The 25049-nt window shown below is 57.9% G+C and carries 24 protein-coding genes; 23 read left to right on the forward strand and 1 reads right to left on the reverse strand.

The window, feature by feature from the left end; translation table 11 throughout:
• The first annotated feature begins 79 nt into the window (after positions 1–79).
• The 18 genes from HIJ39_RS09935 (at position 80) to HIJ39_RS10020 (ending at position 16817) form a co-directional block, all read left to right on the forward strand.
• Positions 80–433 (forward strand): NADH-quinone oxidoreductase subunit A, encoded by a 354-nt coding sequence (locus HIJ39_RS09935; protein WP_169099194.1) that lies wholly within the window; start codon positions 80–82, stop codon positions 431–433.
• Entirely contained in the window at positions 424–948 is a 525-nt protein-coding gene (locus tag HIJ39_RS09940; RefSeq protein WP_169099196.1) for an NADH-quinone oxidoreductase subunit B, read from the forward strand. Before HIJ39_RS09935 ends, HIJ39_RS09940 begins: the two co-directional genes overlap by 10 nt.
• On the forward strand, positions 945–1406 hold the full coding sequence (locus HIJ39_RS09945; protein ID WP_169099198.1) for an NADH-quinone oxidoreductase subunit C: 462 nt from the start codon (positions 945–947) through the stop codon (positions 1404–1406). The genes HIJ39_RS09940 and HIJ39_RS09945 overlap by 4 nt, the downstream gene beginning before the upstream one ends.
• Positions 1407–1417: 11 nt before the next feature.
• The gene (gene nuoD / locus HIJ39_RS09950; protein ID WP_169099199.1) at positions 1418–2629 is read left to right on the forward strand and encodes an NADH dehydrogenase (quinone) subunit D; all 1212 of its coding nucleotides are present in this window, start codon (positions 1418–1420) and stop codon (positions 2627–2629) included.
• Entirely contained in the window at positions 2626–3093 is a 468-nt protein-coding gene (nuoE, locus tag HIJ39_RS09955; RefSeq protein WP_169099201.1) for an NADH-quinone oxidoreductase subunit NuoE, read from the forward strand. Before nuoD ends, nuoE begins: the two co-directional genes overlap by 4 nt.
• Positions 3090–4382, forward strand: coding sequence for an NADH-quinone oxidoreductase subunit NuoF (gene nuoF, locus HIJ39_RS09960; RefSeq protein WP_169099203.1), 1293 nt, complete (start codon positions 3090–3092; stop codon positions 4380–4382). Before nuoE ends, nuoF begins: the two co-directional genes overlap by 4 nt.
• Entirely contained in the window at positions 4363–6669 is a 2307-nt protein-coding gene (locus HIJ39_RS09965; protein WP_169099205.1) for a 2Fe-2S iron-sulfur cluster-binding protein, read from the forward strand. The genes nuoF and HIJ39_RS09965 overlap by 20 nt, the downstream gene beginning before the upstream one ends.
• Positions 6666–7655: an NADH-quinone oxidoreductase subunit NuoH gene (nuoH, locus tag HIJ39_RS09970; protein WP_169099207.1), complete on the forward strand. Its 990-nt coding sequence runs from the start codon at positions 6666–6668 to the stop codon at positions 7653–7655. The genes HIJ39_RS09965 and nuoH overlap by 4 nt, the downstream gene beginning before the upstream one ends.
• Before the next feature lie 21 nt (positions 7656–7676).
• Positions 7677–8114, forward strand: a complete 438-nt coding sequence (locus HIJ39_RS09975) for a NuoI/complex I 23 kDa subunit family protein (protein ID WP_169099209.1) — start codon at positions 7677–7679, stop codon at positions 8112–8114.
• 15 nt (positions 8115–8129) lie between these two features.
• Complete coding sequence (locus HIJ39_RS09980; protein WP_169099210.1) at positions 8130–8669, forward strand: NADH-quinone oxidoreductase subunit J family protein; 540 nt, start codon at positions 8130–8132, stop codon at positions 8667–8669.
• Entirely contained in the window at positions 8666–8968 is a 303-nt protein-coding gene (gene nuoK, locus HIJ39_RS09985; RefSeq protein WP_207711594.1) for an NADH-quinone oxidoreductase subunit NuoK, read from the forward strand. Before HIJ39_RS09980 ends, nuoK begins: the two co-directional genes overlap by 4 nt.
• 33 nt (positions 8969–9001) lie before the next feature.
• Entirely contained in the window at positions 9002–10882 is a 1881-nt protein-coding gene (nuoL, locus tag HIJ39_RS09990; RefSeq protein WP_169099212.1) for an NADH-quinone oxidoreductase subunit L, read from the forward strand.
• Between the two features lie 18 nt (positions 10883–10900).
• Complete coding sequence (locus HIJ39_RS09995) at positions 10901–12340, forward strand: complex I subunit 4 family protein (protein ID WP_169099214.1); 1440 nt, start codon at positions 10901–10903, stop codon at positions 12338–12340.
• The gene (locus HIJ39_RS10000; protein WP_169099216.1) at positions 12340–13752 is read left to right on the forward strand and encodes an NADH-quinone oxidoreductase subunit N; all 1413 of its coding nucleotides are present in this window, start codon (positions 12340–12342) and stop codon (positions 13750–13752) included. Before HIJ39_RS09995 ends, HIJ39_RS10000 begins: the two co-directional genes overlap by 1 nt.
• Positions 13753–13826: 74 nt before the next feature.
• Positions 13827–14780: a polyprenyl synthetase family protein gene (locus tag HIJ39_RS10005; protein ID WP_243239504.1), complete on the forward strand. Its 954-nt coding sequence runs from the start codon at positions 13827–13829 to the stop codon at positions 14778–14780.
• Positions 14780–15430 carry a redox-sensing transcriptional repressor Rex gene (locus HIJ39_RS10010; protein WP_169099218.1) on the forward strand — a complete coding sequence of 217 codons (651 nt, stop codon included), beginning with the start codon at positions 14780–14782 and terminating at the stop codon, positions 15428–15430. Before HIJ39_RS10005 ends, HIJ39_RS10010 begins: the two co-directional genes overlap by 1 nt.
• Positions 15427–16323, forward strand: a complete 897-nt coding sequence (locus HIJ39_RS10015; protein WP_169099220.1) for a DMT family transporter — start codon at positions 15427–15429, stop codon at positions 16321–16323. The genes HIJ39_RS10010 and HIJ39_RS10015 overlap by 4 nt, the downstream gene beginning before the upstream one ends.
• Positions 16320–16817 carry a GNAT family N-acetyltransferase gene (locus HIJ39_RS10020; protein WP_169099222.1) on the forward strand — a complete coding sequence of 166 codons (498 nt, stop codon included), beginning with the start codon at positions 16320–16322 and terminating at the stop codon, positions 16815–16817. The genes HIJ39_RS10015 and HIJ39_RS10020 overlap by 4 nt, the downstream gene beginning before the upstream one ends.
• On the opposite strand, the gene HIJ39_RS10025 is transcribed toward HIJ39_RS10020, so the two are convergent.
• Entirely contained in the window at positions 16788–18428 is a 1641-nt protein-coding gene (locus HIJ39_RS10025; protein WP_169099224.1) for an ABC1 kinase family protein, read from the reverse strand. The genes HIJ39_RS10020 and HIJ39_RS10025 overlap by 30 nt on opposite strands.
• Positions 18429–18636: 208 nt before the next feature.
• Here HIJ39_RS10025 and cdaA point away from each other — a divergent pair, with 208 nt between their 5' ends.
• From cdaA to HIJ39_RS10050, 5 genes are all read left to right on the forward strand, one after another.
• Positions 18637–19440, forward strand: coding sequence for a diadenylate cyclase CdaA (gene cdaA, locus HIJ39_RS10030; protein ID WP_243239506.1), 804 nt, complete (start codon positions 18637–18639; stop codon positions 19438–19440).
• Entirely contained in the window at positions 19437–20375 is a 939-nt protein-coding gene (locus HIJ39_RS10035) for a CdaR family protein (RefSeq protein ID WP_169099226.1), read from the forward strand. Before cdaA ends, HIJ39_RS10035 begins: the two co-directional genes overlap by 4 nt.
• A 42-nt stretch (positions 20376–20417) precedes the next feature.
• Complete coding sequence (gene glmM / locus HIJ39_RS10040) at positions 20418–21758, forward strand: phosphoglucosamine mutase (RefSeq protein WP_207711596.1); 1341 nt, start codon at positions 20418–20420, stop codon at positions 21756–21758.
• 184 nt (positions 21759–21942) lie between these two features.
• Positions 21943–23757 carry a glutamine--fructose-6-phosphate transaminase (isomerizing) gene (gene glmS, locus HIJ39_RS10045; protein ID WP_169099228.1) on the forward strand — a complete coding sequence of 605 codons (1815 nt, stop codon included), beginning with the start codon at positions 21943–21945 and terminating at the stop codon, positions 23755–23757.
• 288 nt (positions 23758–24045) lie between these two features.
• Positions 24046–24987, forward strand: a complete 942-nt coding sequence (locus tag HIJ39_RS10050) for a DUF5677 domain-containing protein (RefSeq protein ID WP_169099230.1) — start codon at positions 24046–24048, stop codon at positions 24985–24987.
• Positions 24988–25049: the final 62 nt, after the last annotated feature.

Below are 25049 nucleotides of genomic sequence, written 5' to 3' on the forward strand. Positions count from 1 at the left end.
GGAACGTTGGTAGAGTCGCGGAATCATATGTGAATTGCGTCACAATTGAATCGTTTTGCGGAGATAGGAGCGAAGACTTATGATCACCCATTACGGGGCTTTGCTGCTATATGTTGTTGTGGCCTTTGTGGTCGCGTTTATGGTAGCCAACTCGTCAGAGCGCATGGGACCCAAAGCGCCTGGCGGATTGAAGGGCACCACGTATGAGTCGGGTATTGTTCCGGAGGCGCCGGTTAAGTACTTCTCGGTGCGTTTTTACCGGGTGGCGATGTTTTTCATGATTTTTGACGTGGCGGTGATGTCGCTCTATCCCTGGGCGACAAGTCTCAAAACACTGCATCAAGCGGGCATGCTAAAGGCACTGGCCTTCTTGGTGATTGTTGCCGTGGCCTTTATGTATGTGTGGAACAGGGGGGGATTTCAATGGGACTGACTTCGACCCAGTCTGCCCAAAAAGAGGCCGAACGCGGGATTCTTTTGACAACTGTCGACAAGATGACCCGCTGGGCGCGCAAGTCGTCAGTTTGGCCCGCAACGTTCGGGCTGGCCTGTTGCGCCATCGAGATGATGAGCGTGACCAGCTCGCGCTATGACCTGGCCAGATTTGGTTCCGAGGCCTTCCGCGCCTCGCCCCGACAGGCGGATTTGATGATTGTAGCTGGACGCGTGAGCCAGAAAATGGCTCCGGTCTTGCGGACCATCTGGGAACAGATGCCGGAGCCGAAGTGGGTTATCTCCATGGGCGCCTGCGCCTCATCGGGTGGTGTGTTTGACAACTACGCCATCATCCAGGGCGTGGATCACGTGGTGCCTGTGGATGTGTATGTGCCGGGCTGCCCGCCCACCCCGGAAGCGCTGATGTTCGGCATTTTGAAGCTCCGCGAGAAAATCCAGATGGGGTTGCCGCCGAAGTATCAGGAGATCGCAGAGCGGGGGGGCGCTTCATGAAGCTGACCGACGAAGGGATTTTGGACCGCCTCCAGGAACGTTTTCCGGGGAGCTTGGAGGTCGTGGCGAGCATTGATCAGCCGACCGTGACGGTTCCGCGCGAAATGCTTAAGGCGTTTGCTGAGCACGTGAAAAATGTCGAAGGTTATGTCATGTTCAACGATGTGCTGGCGGCCGATTGGTTTCCATCCCGCCCACGCTTTGAGCTCATTTACCACGTGTATCACCCGGAGAAGTTTCAGCGTCTCCGCTTTAAGTCGTTTGTGGCCGAGGATGAGCCCATGCCGACGGTGACCGACGTGTGGGCGGGTGCTAATTGGCCGGAGCGTGAAGCCTTCGATTTGTTTGGGATCGTGTTTGACGGTCACCCAAATTTGGCCCGCATTTATTTGCCCGATGACTGGGAAGGGCATCCCTTGCGCAAGGATTATCCCACCGCGGGCCCGCGGGTGGATTAGGAGGGATCAGCATGGCAGTCAACGATGTGAAAGACCAGCAGCTTGAACAAGCGCCGGACGAAACCATGGTGATAAACCTTGGTCCGCAGCATCCCTCCACCCACGGGGTGCTCCGGGTACGGTTAACGTTAGACGGCGAGCGGGTGGTGCAAGCCGAGCCGGTAATTGGATATCTACACACCGGATTCGAAAAAACGGCGGAAACGCTCACCTATCAGCAGTGCAACACCATAACCGACCGGCTGGACTATCTGGCGCCGATGACCAACAACTTGGCCTACGTGCTGGCTGTGGAAAAATTACTCGATATTGAAGTGCCAAAACGGGCCCAGTATATTCGGGTCCTCTTTTCTGAGCTCACCCGTCTGGCCAGTCACCTGGTATGGCTTGGAACTCACGTGATGGACCTGGGCGCCATGAGCCTTTTCTTCTATTGCATGCGGGAGCGCGAAGTGATCTTGGACTTGATTGAGGCGGCATCCGGAGTCCGCATGAACCCCAGCTATTTCCGGGTGGGCGGACTAGCCTATGATTTGCCGGAAGGCTTTCACGAGAAGGTCAGGGACTTCTTAAAGGACTTCCCCCGCTGGCTTAAGATGTATCGCAATCTCGTAGACGGCAACCCTTTGATTAACGAGCGCTTGGAGGGCATCTCCGTGCTTGACCGGGAGGCCTGCTATCAATATGGGGTGACGGGTCCCAACATCCGGGCGACGGGATTGGCCTTAGATCTTAGAAAGATTGAGCCCTACTGCTTTTATGAGGAGTTCGACTTCAACGTCCCGACGCGGACTGAGGGGGATGCCTACGCTCGCTTTTGGGTTCGTTACGACGAGATGTATGAGTCCTACAAGATTATCGAGCAGGTGATTGAGAAGATCGCGCCGCAGGGCGAGTACGCGACGCGCGACCGCAAGGTGGCGTTGCCGCCCCGTGAGGAGATTTACGGCAATATGGAGGCCCTGATTCACCAGTTCAAACTGGTGACGGCAGGATTTCCCGTGCCGGCCGGTGAGGTCTATCAGGCGGTAGAGGGACCGCGCGGCGAAATGGGATTTTACCTCATATCCGACGGTGGCCCAAAACCCTATCGCTGGCGTGCGCGCACGCCGTCTTACTACAATTTGCAGACGATGCCCATTTTGTGTCAGGGCGGGCTGGTGGCCGACGTGATTACCGCCATCGGAAGCATCGATATTATGCTGGGAGATGTCGACAAATGAAGCCAGAGTGGAAGGAATGGGCCCAAGAGGCCAAGGCGGAGTTCCCGAAGGCCAACTCAGCGCTGTTGCCGCTCCTGCATCGTATTCAGCGGTCGGAAGGCTGGCTGAGTCCCGAGACGCTGAGCGATGTGGCGGAGTTGTTGGAGCTGTCGCCGCAATACGTCCAGTCGGTGGCATCGTTTTACTCGCTTTACTTCAAGCAACCGGTCGGCAAAAAGGTGATCCACGTGTGCGTGGGGCTCTCGTGCATGCTGGCCGGATCGGATGAGCTGATGCATCGGTTGGAGCACAAGCTCAACATTTCGCAAGGGCAAACCACCCCCGACGGCGAGTACACCTTGTTGGAGGCGGAGTGTTTGGCCGCCTGCGACCTTGCGCCCGTGGCGCAGGTCAATCTCCGCTACAAGGGTCGGGTGCTGCCGGAAAACGCCGATCAGCTCTTGAATGAGGAGGTGTCTAAGTGAGCCAGACATATTATCTCCTTAGAAATCGAGAGGTTCCGGATATCGGACAGATCGAGGTCTACCAGGCGCATGGCGGGTACGATGCGCTGAAGAAAGCGCTCACCCAATACCAGCCGGAAGAGATCGTAGATTTGGTCAAGAAATCTGGTCTTCGCGGCCGCGGCGGCGCGGGTTTTCCTACCGGCGTGAAGTGGGGCTTTCTTGCCAAAGACGGTCGCCCGCGGTATTTGGTGGTCAACTCGGACGAAGCGGAGCCGGGTACCTTCAAGGATCGCGAGTTGATCGAGCATAACCCGCATCAATTGATTGAAGGCATGATTATTTCCAGTTACGCCATTGGTGCGGGGGAAGCGTACATCTACTGCCGGGGAGAGTTCCTCGAGGGCTATGAAGAGCTCACCCGTGCGGTGAAGGAAGCCTATGACGCCGGATTCCTGGGCGAGAACATTCTCGACAGCAACTTTTCCCTTCACCTCTTTGTCTATCGGGGTGCGGGCGCGTACATCTGCGGCGAGGAGTCGGCGCTCTTGGAGTCCTTGGAAGGTCGGCGGGGAAACCCGCGTTTGAAGCCGCCGTTTCCCGCGGTGGCGGGGCTCTATGGCATGCCGACGATTGTCAATAACGTCGAGACGATTGCCAACCTCCCGCCGATCGTCACCTACGGGGCCGAGTGGTATACCTCGATGGGCACCGAAAAGAGTCCTGGGCTCAAGATTTTTTCGGTCAGCGGCAAGGTCAACCGACCGGGCAATTACGAGATTCCGCTTGCGACCCCGCTTAAGACATTGATTGACGAGTATGCCGGGGGTATGCAGGAGGGCCGGTCGATTAAGTGCATTATCCCAGGCGGCAGCTCGGTGCCGCTCTTGATGCCGGACCAGTTGGACACGCCGCTAGATTATGAGTCGGTGCTCAAAGCCGGGTCCATGCTGGGTTCAGGCGGGTGTATCGTTCTTGACGATACGGTCTGCATCGTCAAAGCCAGCGCCCGCTTGGTGAAGTTCTATCGTGAAGAATCCTGCGGGAAGTGCACTCCCTGTCGGGAAGGCACCTATTGGCTGGCCGACGTGCTGGAACGCATCGAGGCCGGGATCGGCGACCAGGCGGACCTCGACACCATTTTGGATGTCGCTGACAACATGAATGGCAAATGTTTTTGCCCCTTGGGCGACGCCGCCATCGGGTTTTTGGTCAGCGCCGTCAAACATTTCCGGGACGAGTTCGAAGCTCATGTGACGGAGCGCGGCTGTCCATTGGAGGCGAAAGTCTATGATACGGTTAACTATTGATGACCAGGAGATTAGTGTCCCGGAAGGGACGCTAATTGCGGACGCCGCGGCCAAGCTGGGCATCGACATCCCGGTCTATTGCTATCATGAAGCCCTGGGACCGTTGGGTGCCTGCCGCATGTGCTTGGTGCAGGTGGAGAAAATGCCCAAACTGGCCACCGCTTGTACCACTGCCGTGTCGGAGGGCATGGTGGTGCATACCAGCGGACCTGCCGTGGACAAAGGCCGTAAGGGCGTCTTGGAGTTCCTTCTTATTAACCACCCCTTGGACTGCCCGGTGTGCGACAAGGGCGGCGAATGCTTTCTACAGGACTACACCTTTCAGTATGGGCCACCCAAGGGGCGCTTTGAGGAGCCCAAGATTCAAAAGGTGAAGGATGGGCCCATCAACGAGTTTATCTTGGTGGATCAGGAACGCTGCGTGCTGTGTCAGCGCTGCGTGCGGTTCATGGGCGAATATGTGGGCGAGCGGCAATTGCTGTTGGATGGCCGTGGAGTCGAGACGGTGGTGGCCACGGTGGACGGCAAGCCTGCTACCAGCCAGTTTTCCGGCAACGTCATCGATCTCTGCCCCGTCGGCGCACTGCTCTCGGTGCCATATCACCACAAGGCCCGGCCTTGGAACATTGAGCGGGAGGAAGCGGTCTGCACGCTCTGTCCAGTCGGGTGCACAACCTTGAATACCGGTCGTGACGGCCATATCGTACGGGTCGAGGGCCGACCGGTTCCGGACCGCAGCTGGGGCTGGCTCTGCGATCGCGGGCGCTTTGGCTATGACTTCGCGGTGAATGCCGACCGGGTGACCGGCTCCTTCCTCGAGGGGCACCCGGAAGCAGCGGCCCGAACCACGCGGCAAGTTGGCCAGTGGCTTAGCGAGACCGTTTCCCAGCATGGTGGGAATTCCGTCGCCTTTGTGGTAGGCGGGTTGCACTCCACCGAGGAAGCATACCAACTAAACCGTTTTGCCCGCGAGGTGGTCAAGACTGACCGCTTGGCGGTTAGTCGGGATGTTCCGGGATACCTGCCGCGAGGACTGAATGGAACCTTCCAAGACCTCGACGAAGCCGATGCGGTGATGCTAATTGGCACCGATCCTTATGAAGCCGTGCCGGTGGTGCATCTGAGACTGCGCGACCGGGTACGGGCTTTCCCCAAGCTTAAACTCATGGGGCTGGCGCCGCGGGAATTAGCCCGCGAAACGCTCGCGGTCGACACGGTCGTGACGCACGGTGGTCAGGAAGCAGCGGTTCTCGGAGCTGCGTTGCAACTAGTCGCTCCCGAGCATCCGGCCGTCCAGGCACTTCAAGTTCCATCCGTGGATGGGGTTGGTCAGGATCGCCTGCAGGCATTGGCTGAGGTCGTGGCGGAGAGCCAACATCTGACATTGTTGTGGGATGGACTGGAGGCCGATATGGAGTCGGTGCTGGTAGCACTGAAAGCGGTGCGCGGCGACAAGGCCACGCGGGTGCTGCCGACATGGGGCCCGAGCAACTGGCGCGGCTTTGAGCGGGCGGGCTTCTCGGCACACATTGAAGACCTTCGGGCGATCTTGGAAGATGCTAAGGCGGGCAAAATCCAGATGCTGGTGCTCTGGGGCGCCGACTTGCTAAGGGAATTCCCCGACCGGAAACTGGTCGAGGCCGCCTATCAGGCCGTTCCGGTGCTGGTGGCGGAATCGCTCTTCCCACCCGCAGGACGCGAATACTTCAAGGCCATCTTGCCGGCGACAGCGCCGGGGGAGGTTTACGGCACGTACGTCAACATGGAGGCACGGTTGCAGGTCGCTATGCCGTCGGTGCAGCCGCCCGGTCAGGCACGGCCCACCAAGGCGTATATTACAGCTTGGGCGCACGCCTTGAAGACGCCGTTTGTGCTGCAAGACGACTGGGATCCCTATGATGATAACTCGGGCGACTTGGTACCATGGGTGCCGGTCGACGAGAACGCCGTCAACCCGATTCAAGCGGCCCCATCGCCGGAGGGACTCGAGGTCATCACCGGGGCGCTAGTTATCGAGAACGGCATTCCTTCAGATATCCTAAAGCCGCGGATTCCTCTCTATCCCGGTCGTATTAGCGTCTCGGATGCGGAACGGCTGGGTGTTCAGGAACACGGCACGGTTGCGGTAAGCCGAAATGGGGAGACGATTCAGGTGCCGGTCGAGGTTGATCCGCGTCTGACGCCAGGACGGATCTTCATTCCGCTCGGTATGCCCCTCGTTCCGGTGAATCAGATTGGTGTCGGGGCAGCCCAAGTCAGCGTCAGCGAGGAGGTTCCGAGCGCATGATTTGGCTATCGGTGCTCTTTCTAGTCATTAAAATTGTGCTCCTGATTGCGATTTTGATGGGCGGTTTCGCCTATACCATGCTTCTGGAAAGGCGTCTTCTAGGATTTTTCCAACTCCGTCTGGGACCCAATCGGGTTGGACCGGGTGGGATGCTTCAACCCGTCGCCGACGGATTGAAGATGATGTTAAAGGAAGATTTGATGCCTGCCGGTGCAGACCCCATGGTCTACCGGCTGGCCCCCGTCATCTCACTGTTTGCCGCGCTCTGTGTTGACGCCGTCATCCCCTTCGGAGCGCCCATCCACCTGTTTGGTCTGACGGTGAATTTGGACATTGCCAACCCGTCGATTGGGCTCCTAATCATCTTTGCCTTTAGCTCCATCGGCGTATATGGTCTGGTGCTGGGCGGATGGGCCTCGCAGAATAAGTACTCGCTGCTCGGTGGCATTCGCGCCTCGGCGCAGGTCATCTCCTACGAGTTGGCTATGGGGTTGTCGGTCATGGGCGTCTTGATGATGGCGGGTACAGCCAATATGGAAGGCATTGTGCTGTATCAAAAGCATCATGGCTGGCTATGGCTTCCGCAGATTATCGCCTTTCTCATCTACTTCATTACCGCCATCGCTGAGACCAACCGAACCCCATTCGACCTTCCGGAGGCGGAGTCGGAGCTGGTGGCCGGCTATCACACCGAGTATTCTGGCATGCGTTTTGCCAGCTATGTTGTGGCTGAGTACATCAACATGATTACCGTCAGCGGCGTGGCTGTGACGCTCTTCTTTGGCGGCTGGCTGGGCCCCTGGCTTCCCCCGATCATTTGGTTTTTCATCAAAGTGGCGATTTTCCTGTTCGTGTTTATCTGGATTCGGGCAACGCTGCCGCGGTTCCGTTATGACAAGCTCATGAACTTTGGCTGGAAGGTGCTGTTGCCGGCGGCGTTGATTTACTTTCTCGGCACGGCGGCATTTGTTTCGGGATTGATTTAACAAGTTGAAGGAGGGATCGTCATGCTGGACGGAATCAAGGCCATCGCTAAAGGGTTGGGGACCACCTTCAAGGCGCTGGGCGAGCCTCGGGACACCTATCCCTACCCGGAAAAGCGGCGCGAATATTCGCCCCGTTTCCGGGGCAAGCACATGTTGGCCAAGGATGAAGAAGGGCATGAGTTGTGTGTCGGATGCGGCCTATGCGAAGCGGTGTGCCCGGCGCACGCCATCCGGGTGGTCGCGGCTGAGGCGCCGAATGACAAGCCGGTCTCCTGGACCAATCGCTATTCGGTGGACTACGAGGTGGATTTAATTCGCTGCATTTTCTGCGGCATGTGCGAAGAGGCCTGCCCGACCAATGCGGTGCGGCTGACGCCGTTTAATGAGTTGGCGGCTTATGATCGCGAGAGCATGATCGCCGACAAGGAAGAGCTGCTCCATCCAGCCATTCGGAAATGAGGTGACCGATCGGTCATGATTGGGTTTATCATTCTGGCGATTATTGCGCTGGTGGGCGGGTTTGGCGTCATCGTTGCCCGCCAACCGGTGCACAGCGCATTGTTTTTGATTCTCAACATCTTGTCCTTGGCCATCTTCTATATATTGCTGTCGGCCGAGTTTATGGCCGCCGCGCAAGTGATTGTCTATGCGGGCGCCATCATGGTTTTGTTCCTGTTCGTGGTGACGCTGTTAACTGCGGGTAAGGATGACCGCGAGCCTAAAGACAAGCTGGTAGGGCAGCGGGGCTGGGCCCTCATTTTAGCGGTGTTGATGGGCGGCGGGTTGGCGGTATTGGCCGTCAAGTATCCAAGTCAGTCCATTAATTTGGCACTCCCGCACAACTTTGGCAATCTGCACGGCATGGGCGCCATTCTCTGGGGTCCGGACTTCATCTATCTAGCGGCGGTGGCCTTGATGCTGCTCACGGCGGCCGTTGGGGTGCTGGTGCTCAATCGACCCCGGCGCGAGCAGAAGACCCGGACGCGCTGGAAGGAGGAAGGCGAGTCATCATGATACCGCTGAACGACGTCGTCGGATTGGGTGCGGTGCTGTTTGCCATTGGTGCCGTGGGTGTGCTGGTTCGCAAGAACCCGTTGATTATGTTTATGGCTGCCGAGATGATGTGGAACGCTGCGGCCTTAGTGTTTGTGGCCTACGCACGGTCGTTTCACGCCATGAATGGGCAGGTGATGGCCTTTATCATTATCGGCACGGCTGCAGCCGAGGTGGGCATCGGCTTGGCGATTATTGTCTCGGTGTTTCACCATCGCCATCGCTTAGATATTGATGAGGTTTCGGAGCTGAAAGGCTAGATAGCGACTACGCTTTGAAGGGGCGTTTACAGAATGCAGGGTTTAGTGGAGATTTTGGTCTTGCCGCTCTTGGGAGCCGCGACCATCACCGCATTCAAGGGACTGATGCCCAAGAAGCTGCCAGGGATTTGGGCCAGCTTTCTCGTGGTGGTCAGTTTCATCTTGAGCATCCTTGCTGACAGTCGGGTTCATGCCTTAGGAGCCAGCCACCGCGTCTTCTCCGGCGTGTTGTGGAACTGGGCCACAGGATTTGGTCCGACGATTCACTTCCGACTATATCTCGATCCGCTGTCGGCGGTGTGGCTGCTCATTATTACCGGTGTCGGGGCGTTGATTCACATCTACTCCATCGGCTATATGCACGATGATGCGGGTGAGGCGCGTTTCTTTTCCTATCTGAACTTCTTCATCTTTTCCATGCTGCTCTTGGTGCTGGCGGGCAATCTCATTGTGCTCTTGATTGGTTGGGCACTGGTGGGGTTGGCCTCGTATTTCCTGATTGGGTTCTGGTACGAGCGGCCGACCGCCGTTGCCGCCGCCAAGAAGGCGTTTGTCATGAATACCTTGGGCGATATCGGGATTTTGTTGGGTTTGGCGCTCTTATACATCCACTATCACGGGGTCGGCTACACCCATTTGTTCCAAGCCTTTAGCACGGCCAAGCCGGGCTCGGCTTTCTTCGAGTGGAGCGCCTTCCTGCTGTATGTCGGCGCGATGGCCAAATCGGCACAATTCCCGCTGCACATGTGGCTGGCCGATGCCATGGAGGGTCCCACCCCTGTGTCGGCCTTAATTCACGCGGCCACCATGGTGACCGCCGGCGTTTATTTGATGGCGCGGCTTTACCCGCTCTTGCGGCTCGCCCCCGTAACTCATGAGCTCATAGGTCTCATCGGCGCCTTTACGGCCATCTTCGCGGCCAGCGTCGCCTTTTTCCAGCAAGACATCAAGAAGGTGCTGGCCTATTCGACATTAAGTCAGTTGGGCTACATGTTCCTTGGGATTGGCGTCAGCGCCTATACCGCCAGTGTATTTCACTTCATGACCCACGCCTTCTTCAAGGCTTGTCTCTTCCTGGCGGCAGGAAGCGTCATCCATGCGCTGCAGGCCGAGCAGGATTTGAGCCAGATGGGTGGGTTGTGGAAGAAAATGCCGTGGACGATGGCCAGCTTCTTAGCGGCTACCTTGGCCATCTCCGGTATCCCGCCGTTTTCCGGCTACTTCTCCAAGGAAGCCATCTTGGGTCAGGCGTACAACTCGGGCCATTATTTCATCTGGGGCATTGGCGTGTTTACGGCCGGAATGACCACCTTCTATATGTTCCGTCTCTTCTTCCTGACCTTCTTTGGCAAGCCGCGCAATCAGCATCTTTACGATCACGCGCATGAAGCGCCTTTGGTCATGACCATCCCGGTGGTGATTTTAGGGGTGCTGTCCACAATCGGGGGGTTCTTTGGCGGCTGGCTGAATGGCTGGTTGGCTCCCGCCTTTCGTCTCTATCCGGGCGCATCGCACGCAGCATTGGAGTCGGGGCCGATGTTCGGCACGATTATCACGGTGGCTCTGGCAGTCATCGCCTTTATTGTCGCCTACCTGTTGTACATTCGCCGTGACACGGCACCGAAGGCCGGCACCAATCAGGCACCGGGTCTTTGGATGCTGAAGGCCTGGGGGATGGATGCGGTGTGGATGGCTATCGTAGTCAATCCGTTGAAGGTATTGGGCGACGGCATGTTGCTGGTGGAGCGGGCCATTTTGGGCGGGGTAGCCGGAATCGCTGTGGGCATTCAGGCCTGGGCCAGCGACTTGGCTCCCATCCAGACCGGCTACGTGCGGCGCTACGCGCTCTCCATTATGGTCGGCGGCGTGGCGTTGTTGGCCTACTACCTGATTCGCGTCGGATTCATCTCGTAAGGCTAAGGAGGCTAGGACATGTTTTTGGTATGGCTTTTAGCGGTGCCGCTCTTGGGCGCCATCGCAGCCTTGGTGGCCCCGGATCGGGCTGCCAAAGGGATTGCGGCCATCACCAGCGTGCTGACGTTGCTGGGTTATGCCGGCTTGCTGTTCATTAGCCGCGCATCCATCAATTGGGCCTGGATCCCCAAGTGGGGCATCCGCTTCCACTTGGTCGCTGACGGACTCTCGCTGTTCCTGTTAGGGCTATCAGCCGTCATGTTTGTGGTGGCGGTGTTGGCATCCAATAAGGAGGCAGGCCGGACTTACTACTTCTGGGTGCTGGTGCTGGCGTTTTCCACCTTCGGTCTCTTCGCGGCGGTGGACTTGTTTGTCTTCTATGTGTTCTGGGAGGTGCTGCTGATTCCGGTCTTCTTCCTTCTGACGGGATGGTCGGGAGAAAAGGGTCGGAAGGCCGCCATGAAGTGGCTGGTTATGAACTTGGTCGGAAGCTTCTTCATGTTGGTGGGGGTGGTCGCCCTGGCGGTCATCCACAATCAGAACGGGGGCGGCTTTACCTTTGAAATCGCCCAGCTGAGCCACATGTCAATGGCCAGCGGGGTAGCCAGCTGGCTGTTCTTCGCCTTTCTGGTGGCCTTTGCCATCAAGGCGCCGCTCTGGCCCTTGCACGGATGGATGCCGGAAACCTATCGCGAGTCTGAATCGCCGGTGACGGCCATTATTTCCGGCGTCTTGTCGAAGGCGGGCATTTACGGGATTCTTCGGGTGATGATTCCCATCTTTATGCCCCAGTTTCACCAATACCAGATGTGGCTTTTGATTGTGGCCACCATCGGACTCTTGTATGGAGCGTTCATGGCGCTGCGGCAAACCGACATGAAGATGGTGACTGCCTATGGCTCCTTGTCCCACATGGCCATGATGGCATTGGGGATATTCTCCCTGACCCAAGCGGGATTGCTTGGCACCACCTTCTACATGGTGGCTCACGGATTGATGGTGGGCGGCTTGTTCTTGGTGCTGGGGCTTTTGGAGAAGCGCACCGGCACCCGCTCGATGGCAGAGCTGGCGGGCTTGAACCGTTCGGCGCCCCGCCTGGCGGCCTATTTCCTCTTCTTCGTGCTAGGGACACTGGGACTTCCGGGCCTTCCGGGATTCGCGGGTGAGTACATGATTATTCAGGGGCTCATCATTTCCCATGTGGTTTTCGCTGTCATTGCGGGGTTTGTGCTGATTGTGGCTGCCTGGTATATGCTCCGGGTGTTCCAAGGCGTGATGCAGGGACCTGTGCGCACCAGCGGCATCAAGGATCTGTTTACAGGTCAGGTGGTATGGCTGGTGCCCTTGGCTGGTTTGGTGATTTTGTTGGGCGTGTGGCCTGCCGGGATTACCAGCCATGCGGTTCCGTCTCTTTATCACGCCATGCATGTGGCGTTAGGGAAAGGAGGCGTGCGCTGATGAGCTACGCCTTGTGGCCCGAGTATAGTGTGATCATTGGCATCTTCATCACCATGTTTTCCGTCATGGCGTTTAAGGCGCGCTCCATTCAAGCCTATTGGGTGGCCCTGACCACAATTGTCGCTTCAGGCCTTATTACCGTAGTGGATTGGGGAAGCCCAGGCTTCCCGGCATCGCTTTATGCTCATGGGTTGTCAGTGGATGCCTTTAGCTTGGTGGTTAACGGACTGGTTCTACTAGCAGCGGGCGGAGCGCTGCTGATTGGCTGGAACGACCGGCGATATGGCCCAGACTTCCCCGTGTTGGTGCTCTTGGCCATGCTGGGCATGATGGTGCTGGGAATGGCCAACAACTTCATCGTGCTGTTTATCGGCATTGAGCTGTTGTCGTTGCCGCTCTATATCCTCGCCGCCAGCCACGGGCCCGGACCGAGTGGTGAAGCAGGGCTGAAGTATTTGCTGTTGGGGGCGTTTTCTAGCGGCATCCTGCTGTTTGGCTTAGCCCTCTTATATGGATCGTCCGGCACAATGGTTTTCACGCAGTTGGATCCGTCCCATATGATTTTCCCGTTAGCGGCCGGGGGACTGGCGCTGACGGTGGTTGGGCTCACCTTCAAACTGGGCATTGTGCCGTTCCACATGTGGATCCCGGACGTCTACGAGGGTTCGCCCACGCCGGTGACCAGCTATATGGCTTTTGGCACCAAAGTCGGAGCCGCGGCCATCTTAATGCGCTTTCTCTTCTTTGGGTTTTCCTTGGACACCGGCTGGTGGGGCCCGGCTCTGGGCTATTTGGCGGTTCTCACCATGGTGGTCGGCAATCTATTGGCCTTGGCGCAAAAGGATCTTAAGCGGTTGCTGGCCTATTCCGGAATTGCCAACGCCGGCTATCTCTTGGTGGGAATTGCCGCGCACAATATGTTCGGGGCGCGAGCCTTGTTGTTCTACCTGTTGCCATACGGCTTAGCCGTGTTGGCCGCGTTTGCCGTGATTTACATGGTGGCGGGTGAACGGGAAAGCCTGACGGTTAATGACTTGTCGGGACTCTATCGCCGCTCTCCGTGGCTGGCCGGCTTTTTAGCCGTTGCCATGCTGTCTATGGCCGGCATTCCCTTGACAGGAGGCTTTGTCGGCAAGTTCTATCTCATTCAAGCGGCGCTGTTTGCCAACCAGCCGGGCTTGGCGATTGGATTGGTGGTCGGTGCGATGGTCGGGTTGGCAGCCTATGTCCGCCCCTTGCAGCGGGCCTTTTCTGCTCCCAGCGGCGAGGTTGACACCCAACCGATCCGTTGGCCCTTGGCTGGGGCCATTGTGCTGGTGGTGGCGGTGGTTGGGACCATCGGACTAGGCGTCTACCCGGCACCCGTGGTGCATATCGTAAATCACTCAGCTGCTTTCTATTGGTTGCGCTAAGCGGCTTTTCGGCATGATATGATGGAGCGGAGACTCTTCTGTTTCATTGCAAACCCGTTAAAGGAGCTACGCGATTGGGCCTGTTCACCCTGATAGCTGACCAAATGGCAGCTGTCGACCGACGGCTGAAGGAAGTGCTGGAGCAGCACAACCCGGTCGTTCGCGAAGTATCGGACTATTTACAGGAGGCCAGTGGCAAACGGCTTCGGCCCGCGCTGGTGTTATTGGCTGGGCAATTTGGCCAGGCCCCGGCGGTTGCGTCCGATTTGTTGGACGTGGCCTCGGGGGTTGAGATGATTCATATGGCTACCTTGGTGCATGACGACATCATTGACGAAGCCGACATGCGTCGGGGAATCCCGGCCGTGCGCTCCAAATTCTCAAATCCAGTGGCGGTGCTGGCGGGTGATTTCCTTTTCGCCCGCGCCTTCCAACTGCTGTCGGCAACGGGACGGCCGGAAATTGTGAATTTGGCCGCGGATGTGGTCTATGTGATGTCTACCGGGGAAATCAGCCAGCATCTGGATCAGGGCAAAATCGCCTCGGAGGCCGCCTATTGGCGGCGCATCGAGGCCAAGACCGGCCATTTCCTAGAGGCTTGCTGCCGGCTAGGCGCGGTGGCTTCTCGGGCTCCGCAGTCGGTTCAGGATGCGCTGGGCCGTTATGGGCACCATATTGGCCTAGCGTATCAGGTGATTGATGACTTGCTGGATTGGACCGCCGACCCTGAACGGTTGGGCAAGGCGGTGGGGGAGGATATCGCGGCGGGCATCTACACGCTTCCGGTAATTCATGGATTGGAGACACCAGAGTTCCGGGCGCCGCTTAAGGCGGCGCTCGAACAGGGGGCGGAGTCGGTAGATGCCGTGCGGGAGCTCCTGGTTGAGAGTGGCGCGCTCGCGTATTGTCAGCGACGGGCTGGCGAACACTTGCAGGCGGCCCGCGAGGCTCTTGCCGAAGTGTCTTCCGGTCCCGAACGGCAGGCGCTCGAAGATGTAGCGGAATTTATAGGAGTTAGGGATCATTAATGCAGCGACATGACGGCAAGTTGCGAAAAATACCGGAGACCACCATTCGGCGCCTGCCTGCGTATCTTCGGGCATTGACACTGACAGGTCTGGACCGCGTGACCTCGGAGACCTTAGGTCAGGCTTCCGGTTATTCCTCTGAGCAGGTGCGCAAGGACCTCGCCTACTTCGGGGCCTTTGGCACCCGCGGGGTGGGCTATGACGTATCCATGCTGACGCAGGAAATTCGCCACATACTGCAGCTGGATCAAGGGGTGCGGGCTGTGGTGGTGGGAGCCGGCCGACTGGGTACGGCCCTCGTACGCCACACCGACGAAATGGCCAGTGACGTGGTCATTAGCGCCGTCGTGGACATCAACCCTGTGGTGATAGGCACAGCGCTGGGGCATTTGACGGTGGAGCCGCTAGACCACTTGGAGGACTTGATTGCTGAGCGGGACATCGGGATGGGCATCATTACCGTCCCGGCGGCGGGAGCGCAGGCGGTGTGCAACCGCTTAGTGGCGGCGGGGGTGCACGCCATTTTAAACTTTGCGCCCACCTCGCTTACCGTGGGCAATCCAGAAGTCTTCGTGCAAGACATTGACCTCACCCTGGAAATGCAGGCGTTGGCGTACTTCGTGGGAACGGCGGCCCGCACGCGACCTTGAAGAGCGACCGACGCGGGGAACTAGGGATTTCGCTCATCGTGCTCAGTTGGGGAATTAACTATGTGGTGACCAAAATTGGGGTCGCCCAGCTGTCCCCAGTGGATTTCGTTTTTTGGCGGTTTGTTGGCACCGCCCTTTTTGCGTTGCCTTGGACTCTTAGAAAGCGGCCGCGAGGGCGGCGCGAGTGGCTCGGCATCGTGGTCATGGGATTGGTCGGGGTCTCCCTCTATCAATGGCTCTTCTCAACCGCACTAAACTTGACGCTTTCTGCAAATGTAGCCTTCATTTTCAACCTGTCACCGCTCTTGACGCTGCTCTGGCAGCGTGTCGTCCAGAGACGGGTCATGGGTCAACACATCTGGTGGGGGGCGGCTCTATCGTTCGCGGGCGTGGCGCTATTGGCGCGCGCTTCGCTTCACGGCGGCGGGTATCTTGGGGATGTCTTCGCGCTGGGAGCCGCGGCGTCTTGGAGTGCTTTTGCCCTCATTACGGACCATTTTCGGGTGTCGGTGACGGGGCTTGCGCAGACAGGATGGATTAGCCTGATCGGGGCGTTGGGATTATTGCCCTTTGTAAATTTCGCCGCACCGTGGCAGGCGGGTGGCAGTACGGTATGGCCACTTCTCTACACCATTATTTTTGTGACTCTGATGGGGCTCTCACTCTGGCAGACCGCCGTTGCCAGCTTAGGAGCCGGACGGGCCTCTTTGATGCTGTATATTATTCCGTTGGTGGCAGCGGTGGCCGGCTGGGTGTTTTTGGGCGAACGGCTCGGCATTTTGGAGGGGGTAGGTGCGGTGGCAATTTTGGCGGGGGTGGCGTGGGCCGACGGGCGCTTTATGCGGCAAAAGTCCGGGCCCATGGAACCTCCGGCGGCGGAAGAGAGCGTATGATCCAGCTTCCGCGAAGCACATGGATTATGGGACCCATGACCCCGGAGGCTGCTGGTGAGGTGGTTCAGTGGCGGTACCCGCCTCCCTTCGACTTCTACAATCTCGAACCGGCGCCCGAAGTGCTGGCGGAACTTCTCGATGGCTCCTATCATGTTGCCCGAGACACGTCCGGGCGGGTGGCCGCTTTCTATTGCACCGGTGTGGCCGCGCGGGTGCCGGACGGCGTGTATAGCGAGAACTATCTGGATGTCGGGTTGGGGTTGCGGCCCGATCTTACTGGCCGGCGGCTGGGCGGCCCGTTTCTTGAAGATGTGCTGGAGGTGCTTGCGCGCAGTTCTCCAATCGCTGGGTTTCGCCTCACCGTCGCCACCCGCAATCAGCGCGCTGTCCGCCTCTATCAACGGCTTGGCTTTGCCATTGTTCGCACATTCAGCGCCGCCAGCGGCTCGTTTTGGGTGATGGTGCTACCGCTTTCGGCCGATACGCCCAGCTAAAAAGACGAGGGCTCCAATCGCCAAAAGCACACGCCCCAGCCAGAGCGTGTGGTTTCCGAGCGCCATGACACCGGCAATGACCAGGCCAACGGCTGAGAGATTGCTGGAGAGAAGGCGCACGGAGCGATTTACGCGCGCCAATTCCGTCTGCCCGCGGACCCATTCGATTTGCGTCTCGAGGTTCCCTTGGTCCAATGTGTGGAGCACCTTGGCGGAAAGGAGGGGCAGTTCGGCAAGGGTACGGGCATAGCGCTTGGCGTGCTGAGCCATATAGCCCGCTGTCCCGCCAGCCTCCTCGGTGACAAAGCGGCGCACGTAGGGGGTAAAGAGTTCTATCAGGTTGATTTCGGGATAGATGGCGGTCGACAGCCCCACCAATATGGCGATGGCGCGGCCTAAGAAAGCAAAGTAGCCGGGCACTTGAATGGCCTGGTCGCGCAAAATGCTTTCCGCATCGCGCAGCATTTGCGGGATATCCAGATTCCCCAACTGATCCAAGGTTTCGGCGTAATAGCGGTCGAAGAGATAGCTGAGGCGGCGGCGAAGCGCCGCGATGTCTGCGTCCGGGCGGATCATGCCGATGGCCGACATGGCCTCAATGAGAGCCCCCGGGTCGCGGGTGGAGACGGCCACAAAAATGTGGCGGATGTGGCGTTTGGTGGCTAAGTCGAGGCTTCCCACCATGCCGTAGTCTAAAAGCACAATGCGGCCGTCATCATCCACTAAGAGGTTCCCCGCATGAGGATCGGCATGATATAGACCCGATTCCAACACCATGTGGAGATACAGGCGGATGACCCGTTCCGCCACCTGTGCGCGCGAAATGTTGTGCGCTTCGAGTTCAGCCACCCGATCGATTTTGATGCCCTCGCAGAATTCCATCACCAGCACACGGCCGGTGGAAAGGGCGGGAAAGGTTTCAGGGACCACGACGGTTGGATCGGCGGCCAAGTCCTCGCGGATGGCTTCCGTGTTCGTGAGTTCGCGATGATAGTCCAATTCCTCAAAGACCAAGCGGCGAAATTCGCGCAGCACCGTCCGTAGGTCAAACGTGCGCCCAAAGTGTGAAAAACGGGTGGCTAAGGAAACAACCCATCCGAGTGCCTTCAGGTCAGCTTCGACAATGCGATGAATACCGGGACGCTGCACTTTGACAGCGACACGTGGGCCGTCCTTGAGGACCGCTTCGTAAACTTGACCTAAGGATGCGGCCGCGACCGGCGTTTCGCCAAACCACACAAAGTGATCGGAAAGCGAGCCCAGCTCCTTTTCCAAAATGGGCCGGACAGCGGCCCAAGGCGCGGCCTGGACACTATCTTGCAGTTTAGCCAGCTCGTCTAAATAGGGTTTGGGAAGGAGGTCCACGCGGCTAGACAGAAATTGGCCGACTTTGATGAGAAGGCCCCCCATTTCCTCCGCGCGGCGGCGAAAGCGAGTTGCTTGGCGTTGGTACAGGGCAGTACGGCGCGGTTCCGCCACGTCCGGGGGTTGATTTTTTAAGGTGAGTGCCTGCCAAATGAGCTCCACCATGATAGACACGAAGAGGAAGGTAATGCGGTAGCTGCGCCACAGAACAGACCGGGTGGACGCACTCTGGGCGCGACGATCCATGTTGTCCCTCCTCAAAAAATGACCTTCAAAACTTGGTTGTGCACGGGCCCCGTCGTTCGTCGGTATTCAGGGTTAGGCTCGTCCGCATCACCAGTCTAGCATACCGGGATAACCGGATACGGACATGGTGTTTGGGATTAACTGTGGTAACCTAAGAGGGGAATTTTCAGGACGCGGGTGTGATTTGGTGCTATCGTTTATTCATAACATGACGGCGTTCTCCTGGTTCATCTCCATCGTGGACATCGCCATCGTGTCGTACGGCATATATCGGTTATTTCTCTTGATACGCGGCACCCGCGCAGTGCAGCTCATCAAGGGCATTGCTCTGCTGCTGTTGGCGGTTCCTATCTCTAAATGGCTAAAGTTGTCCGCTACCCATATGGTGCTGCAGGACATCCAGACCATGCTAATCGTTGCCATCCCCATTGTGTTCCAGCCGGAGTTGCGCCGAGCCTTGGAGCAATTGGGGCAAGGCCGGTTTTTTTCCGAAAATCTTTTGGCCCGCAATGAGGAAGTGGATGTGGCGCACGTGATTGATGAGGTGGCACGGGCAGCCGACCGTCTGTCCCGGAGCCGAACGGGGGCCTTAATGGTGATTGAGCGGCAAACGGGGCTGCAAGAGTATGTCGCCACCGGCACGCCCATCGGCGCCGTGGTGAGTGCCGCCTTGTTGGAAAACATCTTCGTGCCCAACACACCCCTTCACGATGGCGCCTGCATTATTCGCGGCGATCGGGTAGTGGCAGCGGCAGCCTTCCTTCCGCTCACCGAAAGCGCCCAGCCGGGAAGCGAACTGGGAAGCCGCCACCGCGCCGCCATCGGCATTAGCGAGCAATCGGACGCCATTTCTGTGGCCGTCTCGGAGGAGACCGGGTGGATATCCATCGCCGCGGAAGGCCGCCTGTATCGGCGGCTGGAGGATCGGGCTCTTCGTGAAATGTTGATGCGCTATCTTAGGCCCCGTCCTCACCCGCCGCTTCGCCTATGGCATCGGGGGGCGCAGCCATGACTGACCGCCTCTTGGAGAACAACACCTTTCTCAAGATTCTGTCCGTGATTGTGGCCATCTTTATTTGGTTTCGGGCCGGTCCGGCGGCGCATGTTCCAAACGAAAACCACACCATTCAGGGGGTGGCCGTGGGATGGTCGACCATCAACCCGCATTTGACGGTGCTGTCATTGAACCCGGGAACGGTGACGGTTCAAATTAGTGGTCCACCGAGCTCGGTGAACAGCAGTTCGACCGCCAGTGTCTCGGCCCTGGTCAATCTGTCCAATATTAAGAGTCCTGGCACCTATCTCCTGAAGGTGTCCGCTTCGGTGCCGGCTGGGGTGACGCCGGTGTCGGTAACGCCGAGCCGTGTGGAGGTAACTGTAGCCCGGATTGGCAATACTAAGCGACCAGTGGAGGTGCATTTGGGCGGACAGCCGGCAGCGGGTTATGAGCTATCCAATTATTCCAGCAGCATCAAGGACGCCACGGTATCGGGTCCCACCAATGCACTGAGACAGGTGAAGGCGGTAGCAGGGACGGTGTCGCTGTCCGGGCATAACACGACATTTAGCCAGGATGTGGTGTTGGAACCGGTCAATGCGGCCGGTCGGGTGGTTCCGAAAGTGCAGGTTGATCCGCCCACCGCCGCGGTCACGGCGACGATCAAGAAGAAACCACCTGAGAAGGTGTTGCCGGTGGTGTCCAAACTCACCGGGCAGCCCGCGTCGGGCTATACCGTCTCGCAAATCAATGTATATCCGTCGTCGGTGACCGTTTCTGGGACAACCCAGACATTGGCCGGGTTGAACCACATCTTTACGGTGCCGGTCAACGTGTCGGGAGCGACCAAGACCATTACCGAATCGGTGCCGGTTCAGCTTCCGTCCGGCACCAGCCTGGTAAGTTCTGGTCAGGTGACGGTGACTGTCACCATTACCAAGGGGAGTTAATAGGGTAGTTCTACACACCTTTAGAGAGAAGGCGGGATTGGGTTGTCGCTATTTGGCACCGATGGTGCGCGAGGCATCGCGAATCAAACCTTAACAGCGGAGTTGGCTTACGCCATTGCAAAGGGGACGGCCCGGCATCTACCGCGTCCGGCTCGGGTTCTCATTGGACGGGATACCCGCATATCCGGCCCACTCTTGGAGGCCGCGTTGTCGGCCGGCTTTATGGAGTCGGGGGTGGATGTGATGCTGGCCGGCGTGGTACCGACCCCTGCTCTCGCCTATCTTATTGGTGCCATGAAGGCAGACGCCGGGGTGATGATCTCCGCGTCGCACAACCCTCCGCAATATAACGGCATTAAGCTGTTGGACGTGGCGGGACGCAAGTGGGAGCCAGAGGCGGAGGCCGCAGTGGAGCAGGCCATTGCCGACAAGGATTGGCCCGCCCCCGATGCCCACCATATTGGGCAGCAGCATGCGTATCAGGACGCCGCGCCGGCCATCTATCAAAACCGCCTGCTAAGCATTTTTGCCGGACGTTTGCCGGAATGGAAAGTGGTGTTGGATGTGGGCCATGGCGCCGCTGGACGAACGGCCCCGGCCATTTTTCAAGCCCTTGGTATCCCAGCTGAGGTTTTGCACGGTGAACCCCTGGGTGAGCTCATCAATGTCGATTGCGGGGCCACCCATCCTGAGAAGGTGCGAGAAGCGGTTCTGCGGTCCGGAGCCGCCATTGGACTCTCCTTTGACGGGGATGCCGATCGGGTCATCGCGGTGGACGCCACCGGTCGGATCGTAGATGGCGACGAAATCCTTTATGTTCTGGCTCGCGACTTGAAGGCCAACGGCAAGTTGCCGCACAACCAGGTCGTGGCCACCGTGATGACCAATTTAGGGATGCAGCGGGCACTGGAAGAGGAGAACATCGAATTGTTGCGCACGCCGGTTGGGGATCGCTGGGTGGCGCAGGAGATGAGGAGTCGCGGCGTGGCACTGGGTGGCGAACAGTCCGGCCACGTCATATTAAAAGAGTGGACCGAAACCGGTGATGGGGTTTTGACGGGGTTGGCTCTGATGGCCGCGTTAGGGGAAATGGGCTGCACGCTAGAAGAAGCTGTGGCGCCCTTGGTCCGCTATCCCCAAATTCTTAGAAATGTGCCACTGGCGGAACCCGTGAGGGACTGGACGGCGATTCCGGGTCTGCGCAAATCCGTCGCAGAAGCAGAAGCAGCGCTCGGGGAAGATGGCCGCGTGCTGATTCGTCCATCCGGGACGGAGCCATTGCTTCGCATCATGCTTGAAGGGAGGGATGTGGAACTGATCAATGAGTGGGCTCACCGGCTCGAAACGGGAGTGCGTCAAGCCTTGGAGTCGGCTGAGGCTTAAGCGTAGAGCCGAGCGCCGGACCCCCAGGGGCATGATGGGGGTGACGAGGAGAGGGATCTCGAAATTTCGGCGGGTGACCTCCGGCTTCCCAGCAGCCGTTAAATCACGGACAAAGGTAGTCCGCAAGGGCGACACAAAACCGTGCGGCTGGGACCGACTCACTCTATCGATGGAGGCGAGTCTCATGTGCGGGATTGTCGGATTCGTCGGCAAAGAGGGAGATGCTTTGCCGTTTATTTTTGATGGCCTGAAGCGACTTGAATATCGGGGCTATGACTCCGCTGGGATCGCACTGGCGGAAGCGGGCGGAATTGCCCTCAAAAAGACCCGCGGCAAGTTGGAAGCTTTGGGGCAAATCATTGGCGGTATGCCGCGGGGAGTGCCCTGCGGAATCGGCCATACCCGTTGGGCAACCCATGGACGTCCTACGGATGAAAATGCGCACCCGCATACCGATTGCAGCGGGACCATTGCTACGGTGCACAACGGCATCATCGAGAACTTTCAGGAGTTGAAACAGGAGTTAGAGGAGAAGGGCCATCGCTTCGCTTCTGATACCGATACGGAAGTCATTCCCCATTTGTTGGAGGAATACGGGGCTCAGCAGGATTTGGTCAAAGCCGTGCAACGAGCGGAAAAGCGGTTGAGCGGCGCGTACGCCTTCCTAGCCATTTGTTCCACTCAGCCGGACAAGATTGTGGCCGTACGCCGATCCAGTCCGCTGGTAATCGGTTTGGGGGAGGGCGTCAACTATGTGGCTTCGGACTTCAGCGCCTTTTTGTCCGCCACCCGGCAAGCCGTGGTGCTCGAAAATGGGGATATGGCGGTGGTAGAACCGGATAACGTAACCATTACCGACATGGCCGGAACGGCCATCGTTCGGCAGCCGTTGACCATTGACTGGGATATTCGCCAGGCGGAACGGGGCGGATATGCTCATTTCATGCTGAAAGAAATTATGGAGCAACCGGACGTGTGGGGTGATTGCCTTCTAGGCCGTACGGAGGGTGACCGCGTTGTCGTTGAGGAACTCGGCCTTACCGAGACGCAGTTGGAACAGGTTCGCCGCATTCAGGTTGTGGCAGCCGGCACTGCGTATCATGCGGGCCTCATTGGCAAAGCCCTGATCGAGCGGTTGGCCCGTATTCCTGTCGATGTGGCTGTTGCCTCCGAGTTCCGTTATCAAGATCCAGTGCTGCAGCGAGGCACGCTTGTGATGGCCGTGTCTCAATCTGGTGAAACGGCAGATACCTTGGCCTGCATCAATCTCGCGCGGCAACAGGGAATGCCGACCTATGCGCTAGTCAATACCGTAGGGTCCACGATTGCGCGGGAAAGCGACGCCGTAGTCTATACGCACGCCGGACCCGAAATTGCCGTTGCCTCCACTAAAGCCTACACTACCCAGATTCTTGTGTTAACACTGTTGGCGCTTGCGCTGGCGGACGTTCATGGTCGGCCTCGCCCTGACCTAGTGCGCAGTCTATTGACCCTTCCTAAGATGGGGGCAGACATTCTGGCTGAAATGGAACACATCGAGGATATGGCGTCCAGACTGTCCACCAACCGCGATGTCTTCTATATCGGGCGTGGGCTAGACTACGCGTTGGCCATGGAGGGGCAGCTGAAAATCAAAGAAATTGCCTACATTCACGCCGAAGCCTATGCGGCCGGCGAACTGAAGCATGGAACGCTAGCGCTCATTGAAGACGGAACGCCGATAGTAGCAATTGTTACCGAAGACAGCGTGGCAGAAAAGAGCATCTCTAATATCCTCGAAGTGAAGGCGCGGGGGGCTGAGGTGTGGGCGATCGTTGATGATCGGCTCAAAACTCGGGTTCCAGTGGATCATCTCATTCCCATTCGGGTGCCAAACGCGCTGCTCGCGCCGGCATTAGCAGCTCTACCGCTTCAAATGCTGGCCTATTGGACTGCTGTTAAGTGCGGTCAAGACGTCGACCAACCGCGTAATCTCGCTAAATCCGTGACCGTGGAATGACGGTATAGACTGTGCCGCCTATTGATGTTTGGTAATAAAGTTCTGCGCTGACGCCGGGGAAACCCCGGCGTTTCGCGTCGTCTCCTACGGCATCTTGTGGACCTAAACTTAACGAGGCGAATGGGCTGTTAACGGGCCGGATAGCAGATTATTCGTATCGTTAAGCAACTCGCGTTGAGCTTCCCGACGCAAGAACATTTTCCTGAATGTGGTAACATTGGACTAGTGCAAGAATGGAAACAATTCCCTGCATAGCAGGTTGGTTCAATCTGAATGGAGGAATAGGTAATGAATACCGTTGGTGACTCAGGTTTTGCTCAATACAAATCGACAATCACGGGTGGCATGAGCCAGTTTCTTGCAGGAAACCAGGCAAAACTAGCCTCGATGGTAACCGACCTACACGATCTCGTTTATGTAGCCAATTACATGGTAGAGGAGGGCAAGCTCTTCGAACCACCGAATGCCGCCTTATCGGGGTTGCCAACGCTCTACGCCAGAGTCTGTCACGGACTTTGGGGAGCACTTGGATGTGTCCAAATGGGCGCTCTGGCTGAGACGGCGAGTACTCTGCGGAACCTTTTTGAGGCGGACATCTCGGTGCAGTTTATGTTGGCTAGTCCGAGTGCCCGTTCCCAGCTCTTTGGAGAATTCCAGACTGCGCAACAGTACTATCATCTTAAAGGCATTGAAGAAGTCGAGCAGGCCACGGGGACCCAGGTCCCATTTGGTCCTTCAGCCCAAGAGAGGTCCCGCGTCAAGGCGAATTGGAACACGGTTAAGAACCAGTTTCCCGAACGTCCCGTCAGCCAATGGTGGTGGTGGGAATTTGCTAAACAGCAACCTGACGGCGGGGTCAAGGCTCTGGCTGGCAAACAACAGGTCAGTTGCTCTCTAAAGACGGTGTGCAAGGAATTGGATAAATCGCGGAGTGATTACAAATACACTGAACGGTACGCTCGTATGTATTCAGCCTTTTCGATACCCGTTCATCCGTCTTCCCAGCAGGTACGAGCCATGTTGGGGCCCACTGGTAATCCAACGTTAGGACCTTCGTTCAACTCGACGTTGGCTCAAGTCGTAGGGCTACTCGGTCACTTAGCTGCCGGTACTTTGGATGACATCATTGGCGCGTTTAAACACCCTTCCGCTCCTTGGGCACATGCGCACTTGCATGCAATAGCCGCTCGGTTTGTGTCCGACGCTCAGTCTATCGAGGGTTTTTCATAACCCGAAGTCCTTGATTTGCAATGCTTGTGGGGTCTGAGAAAATTTCTTTCCCCCTGAATTAG

This window comes from Sulfobacillus harzensis, from assembly GCF_012933365.1.
Lineage (GTDB): Bacteria > Bacillota > Sulfobacillia > Sulfobacillales > Sulfobacillaceae > Sulfobacillus_B > Sulfobacillus_B harzensis.

Excerpts from the sequence above, each read along its gene's own strand:
- HIJ39_RS09935 (WP_169099194.1), top strand. The coding sequence starts at position 80 with ATGATCACCCATTACGGGGCTTTGCTGCTATATGTTGTTGTGGCCTTT.
- HIJ39_RS09940 (WP_169099196.1), top strand. The coding sequence starts at position 424 with ATGGGACTGACTTCGACCCAGTCTGCCCAAAAAGAGGCCGAACGCGGG.
- HIJ39_RS09945 (WP_169099198.1), top strand. The coding sequence starts at position 945 with ATGAAGCTGACCGACGAAGGGATTTTGGACCGCCTCCAGGAACGTTTT.
- nuoD (WP_169099199.1), top strand. The coding sequence starts at position 1,418 with ATGGCAGTCAACGATGTGAAAGACCAGCAGCTTGAACAAGCGCCGGAC.
- nuoE (WP_169099201.1), top strand. The coding sequence starts at position 2,626 with ATGAAGCCAGAGTGGAAGGAATGGGCCCAAGAGGCCAAGGCGGAGTTC.
- HIJ39_RS09965 (WP_169099205.1), top strand. The coding sequence starts at position 4,363 with ATGATACGGTTAACTATTGATGACCAGGAGATTAGTGTCCCGGAAGGG.
- nuoH (WP_169099207.1), top strand. The coding sequence starts at position 6,666 with ATGATTTGGCTATCGGTGCTCTTTCTAGTCATTAAAATTGTGCTCCTG.
- HIJ39_RS09975 (WP_169099209.1), top strand. The coding sequence starts at position 7,677 with ATGCTGGACGGAATCAAGGCCATCGCTAAAGGGTTGGGGACCACCTTC.
- HIJ39_RS09980 (WP_169099210.1), top strand. The coding sequence starts at position 8,130 with ATGATTGGGTTTATCATTCTGGCGATTATTGCGCTGGTGGGCGGGTTT.
- nuoK (WP_207711594.1), top strand. The coding sequence starts at position 8,666 with ATGATACCGCTGAACGACGTCGTCGGATTGGGTGCGGTGCTGTTTGCC.
- nuoL (WP_169099212.1), top strand. The coding sequence starts at position 9,002 with ATGCAGGGTTTAGTGGAGATTTTGGTCTTGCCGCTCTTGGGAGCCGCG.
- HIJ39_RS09995 (WP_169099214.1), top strand. The coding sequence starts at position 10,901 with ATGTTTTTGGTATGGCTTTTAGCGGTGCCGCTCTTGGGCGCCATCGCA.
- HIJ39_RS10000 (WP_169099216.1), top strand. The coding sequence starts at position 12,340 with ATGAGCTACGCCTTGTGGCCCGAGTATAGTGTGATCATTGGCATCTTC.
- HIJ39_RS10010 (WP_169099218.1), top strand. The coding sequence starts at position 14,780 with ATGCAGCGACATGACGGCAAGTTGCGAAAAATACCGGAGACCACCATT.
- HIJ39_RS10020 (WP_169099222.1), top strand. The coding sequence starts at position 16,320 with ATGATCCAGCTTCCGCGAAGCACATGGATTATGGGACCCATGACCCCG.
- HIJ39_RS10025 (WP_169099224.1), bottom strand. The coding sequence starts at position 18,428 with ATGGATCGTCGCGCCCAGAGTGCGTCCACCCGGTCTGTTCTGTGGCGC.
- cdaA (WP_243239506.1), top strand. The coding sequence starts at position 18,637 with ATGACGGCGTTCTCCTGGTTCATCTCCATCGTGGACATCGCCATCGTG.
- HIJ39_RS10035 (WP_169099226.1), top strand. The coding sequence starts at position 19,437 with ATGACTGACCGCCTCTTGGAGAACAACACCTTTCTCAAGATTCTGTCC.
- glmS (WP_169099228.1), top strand. The coding sequence starts at position 21,943 with ATGTGCGGGATTGTCGGATTCGTCGGCAAAGAGGGAGATGCTTTGCCG.
- HIJ39_RS10050 (WP_169099230.1), top strand. The coding sequence starts at position 24,046 with ATGAATACCGTTGGTGACTCAGGTTTTGCTCAATACAAATCGACAATC.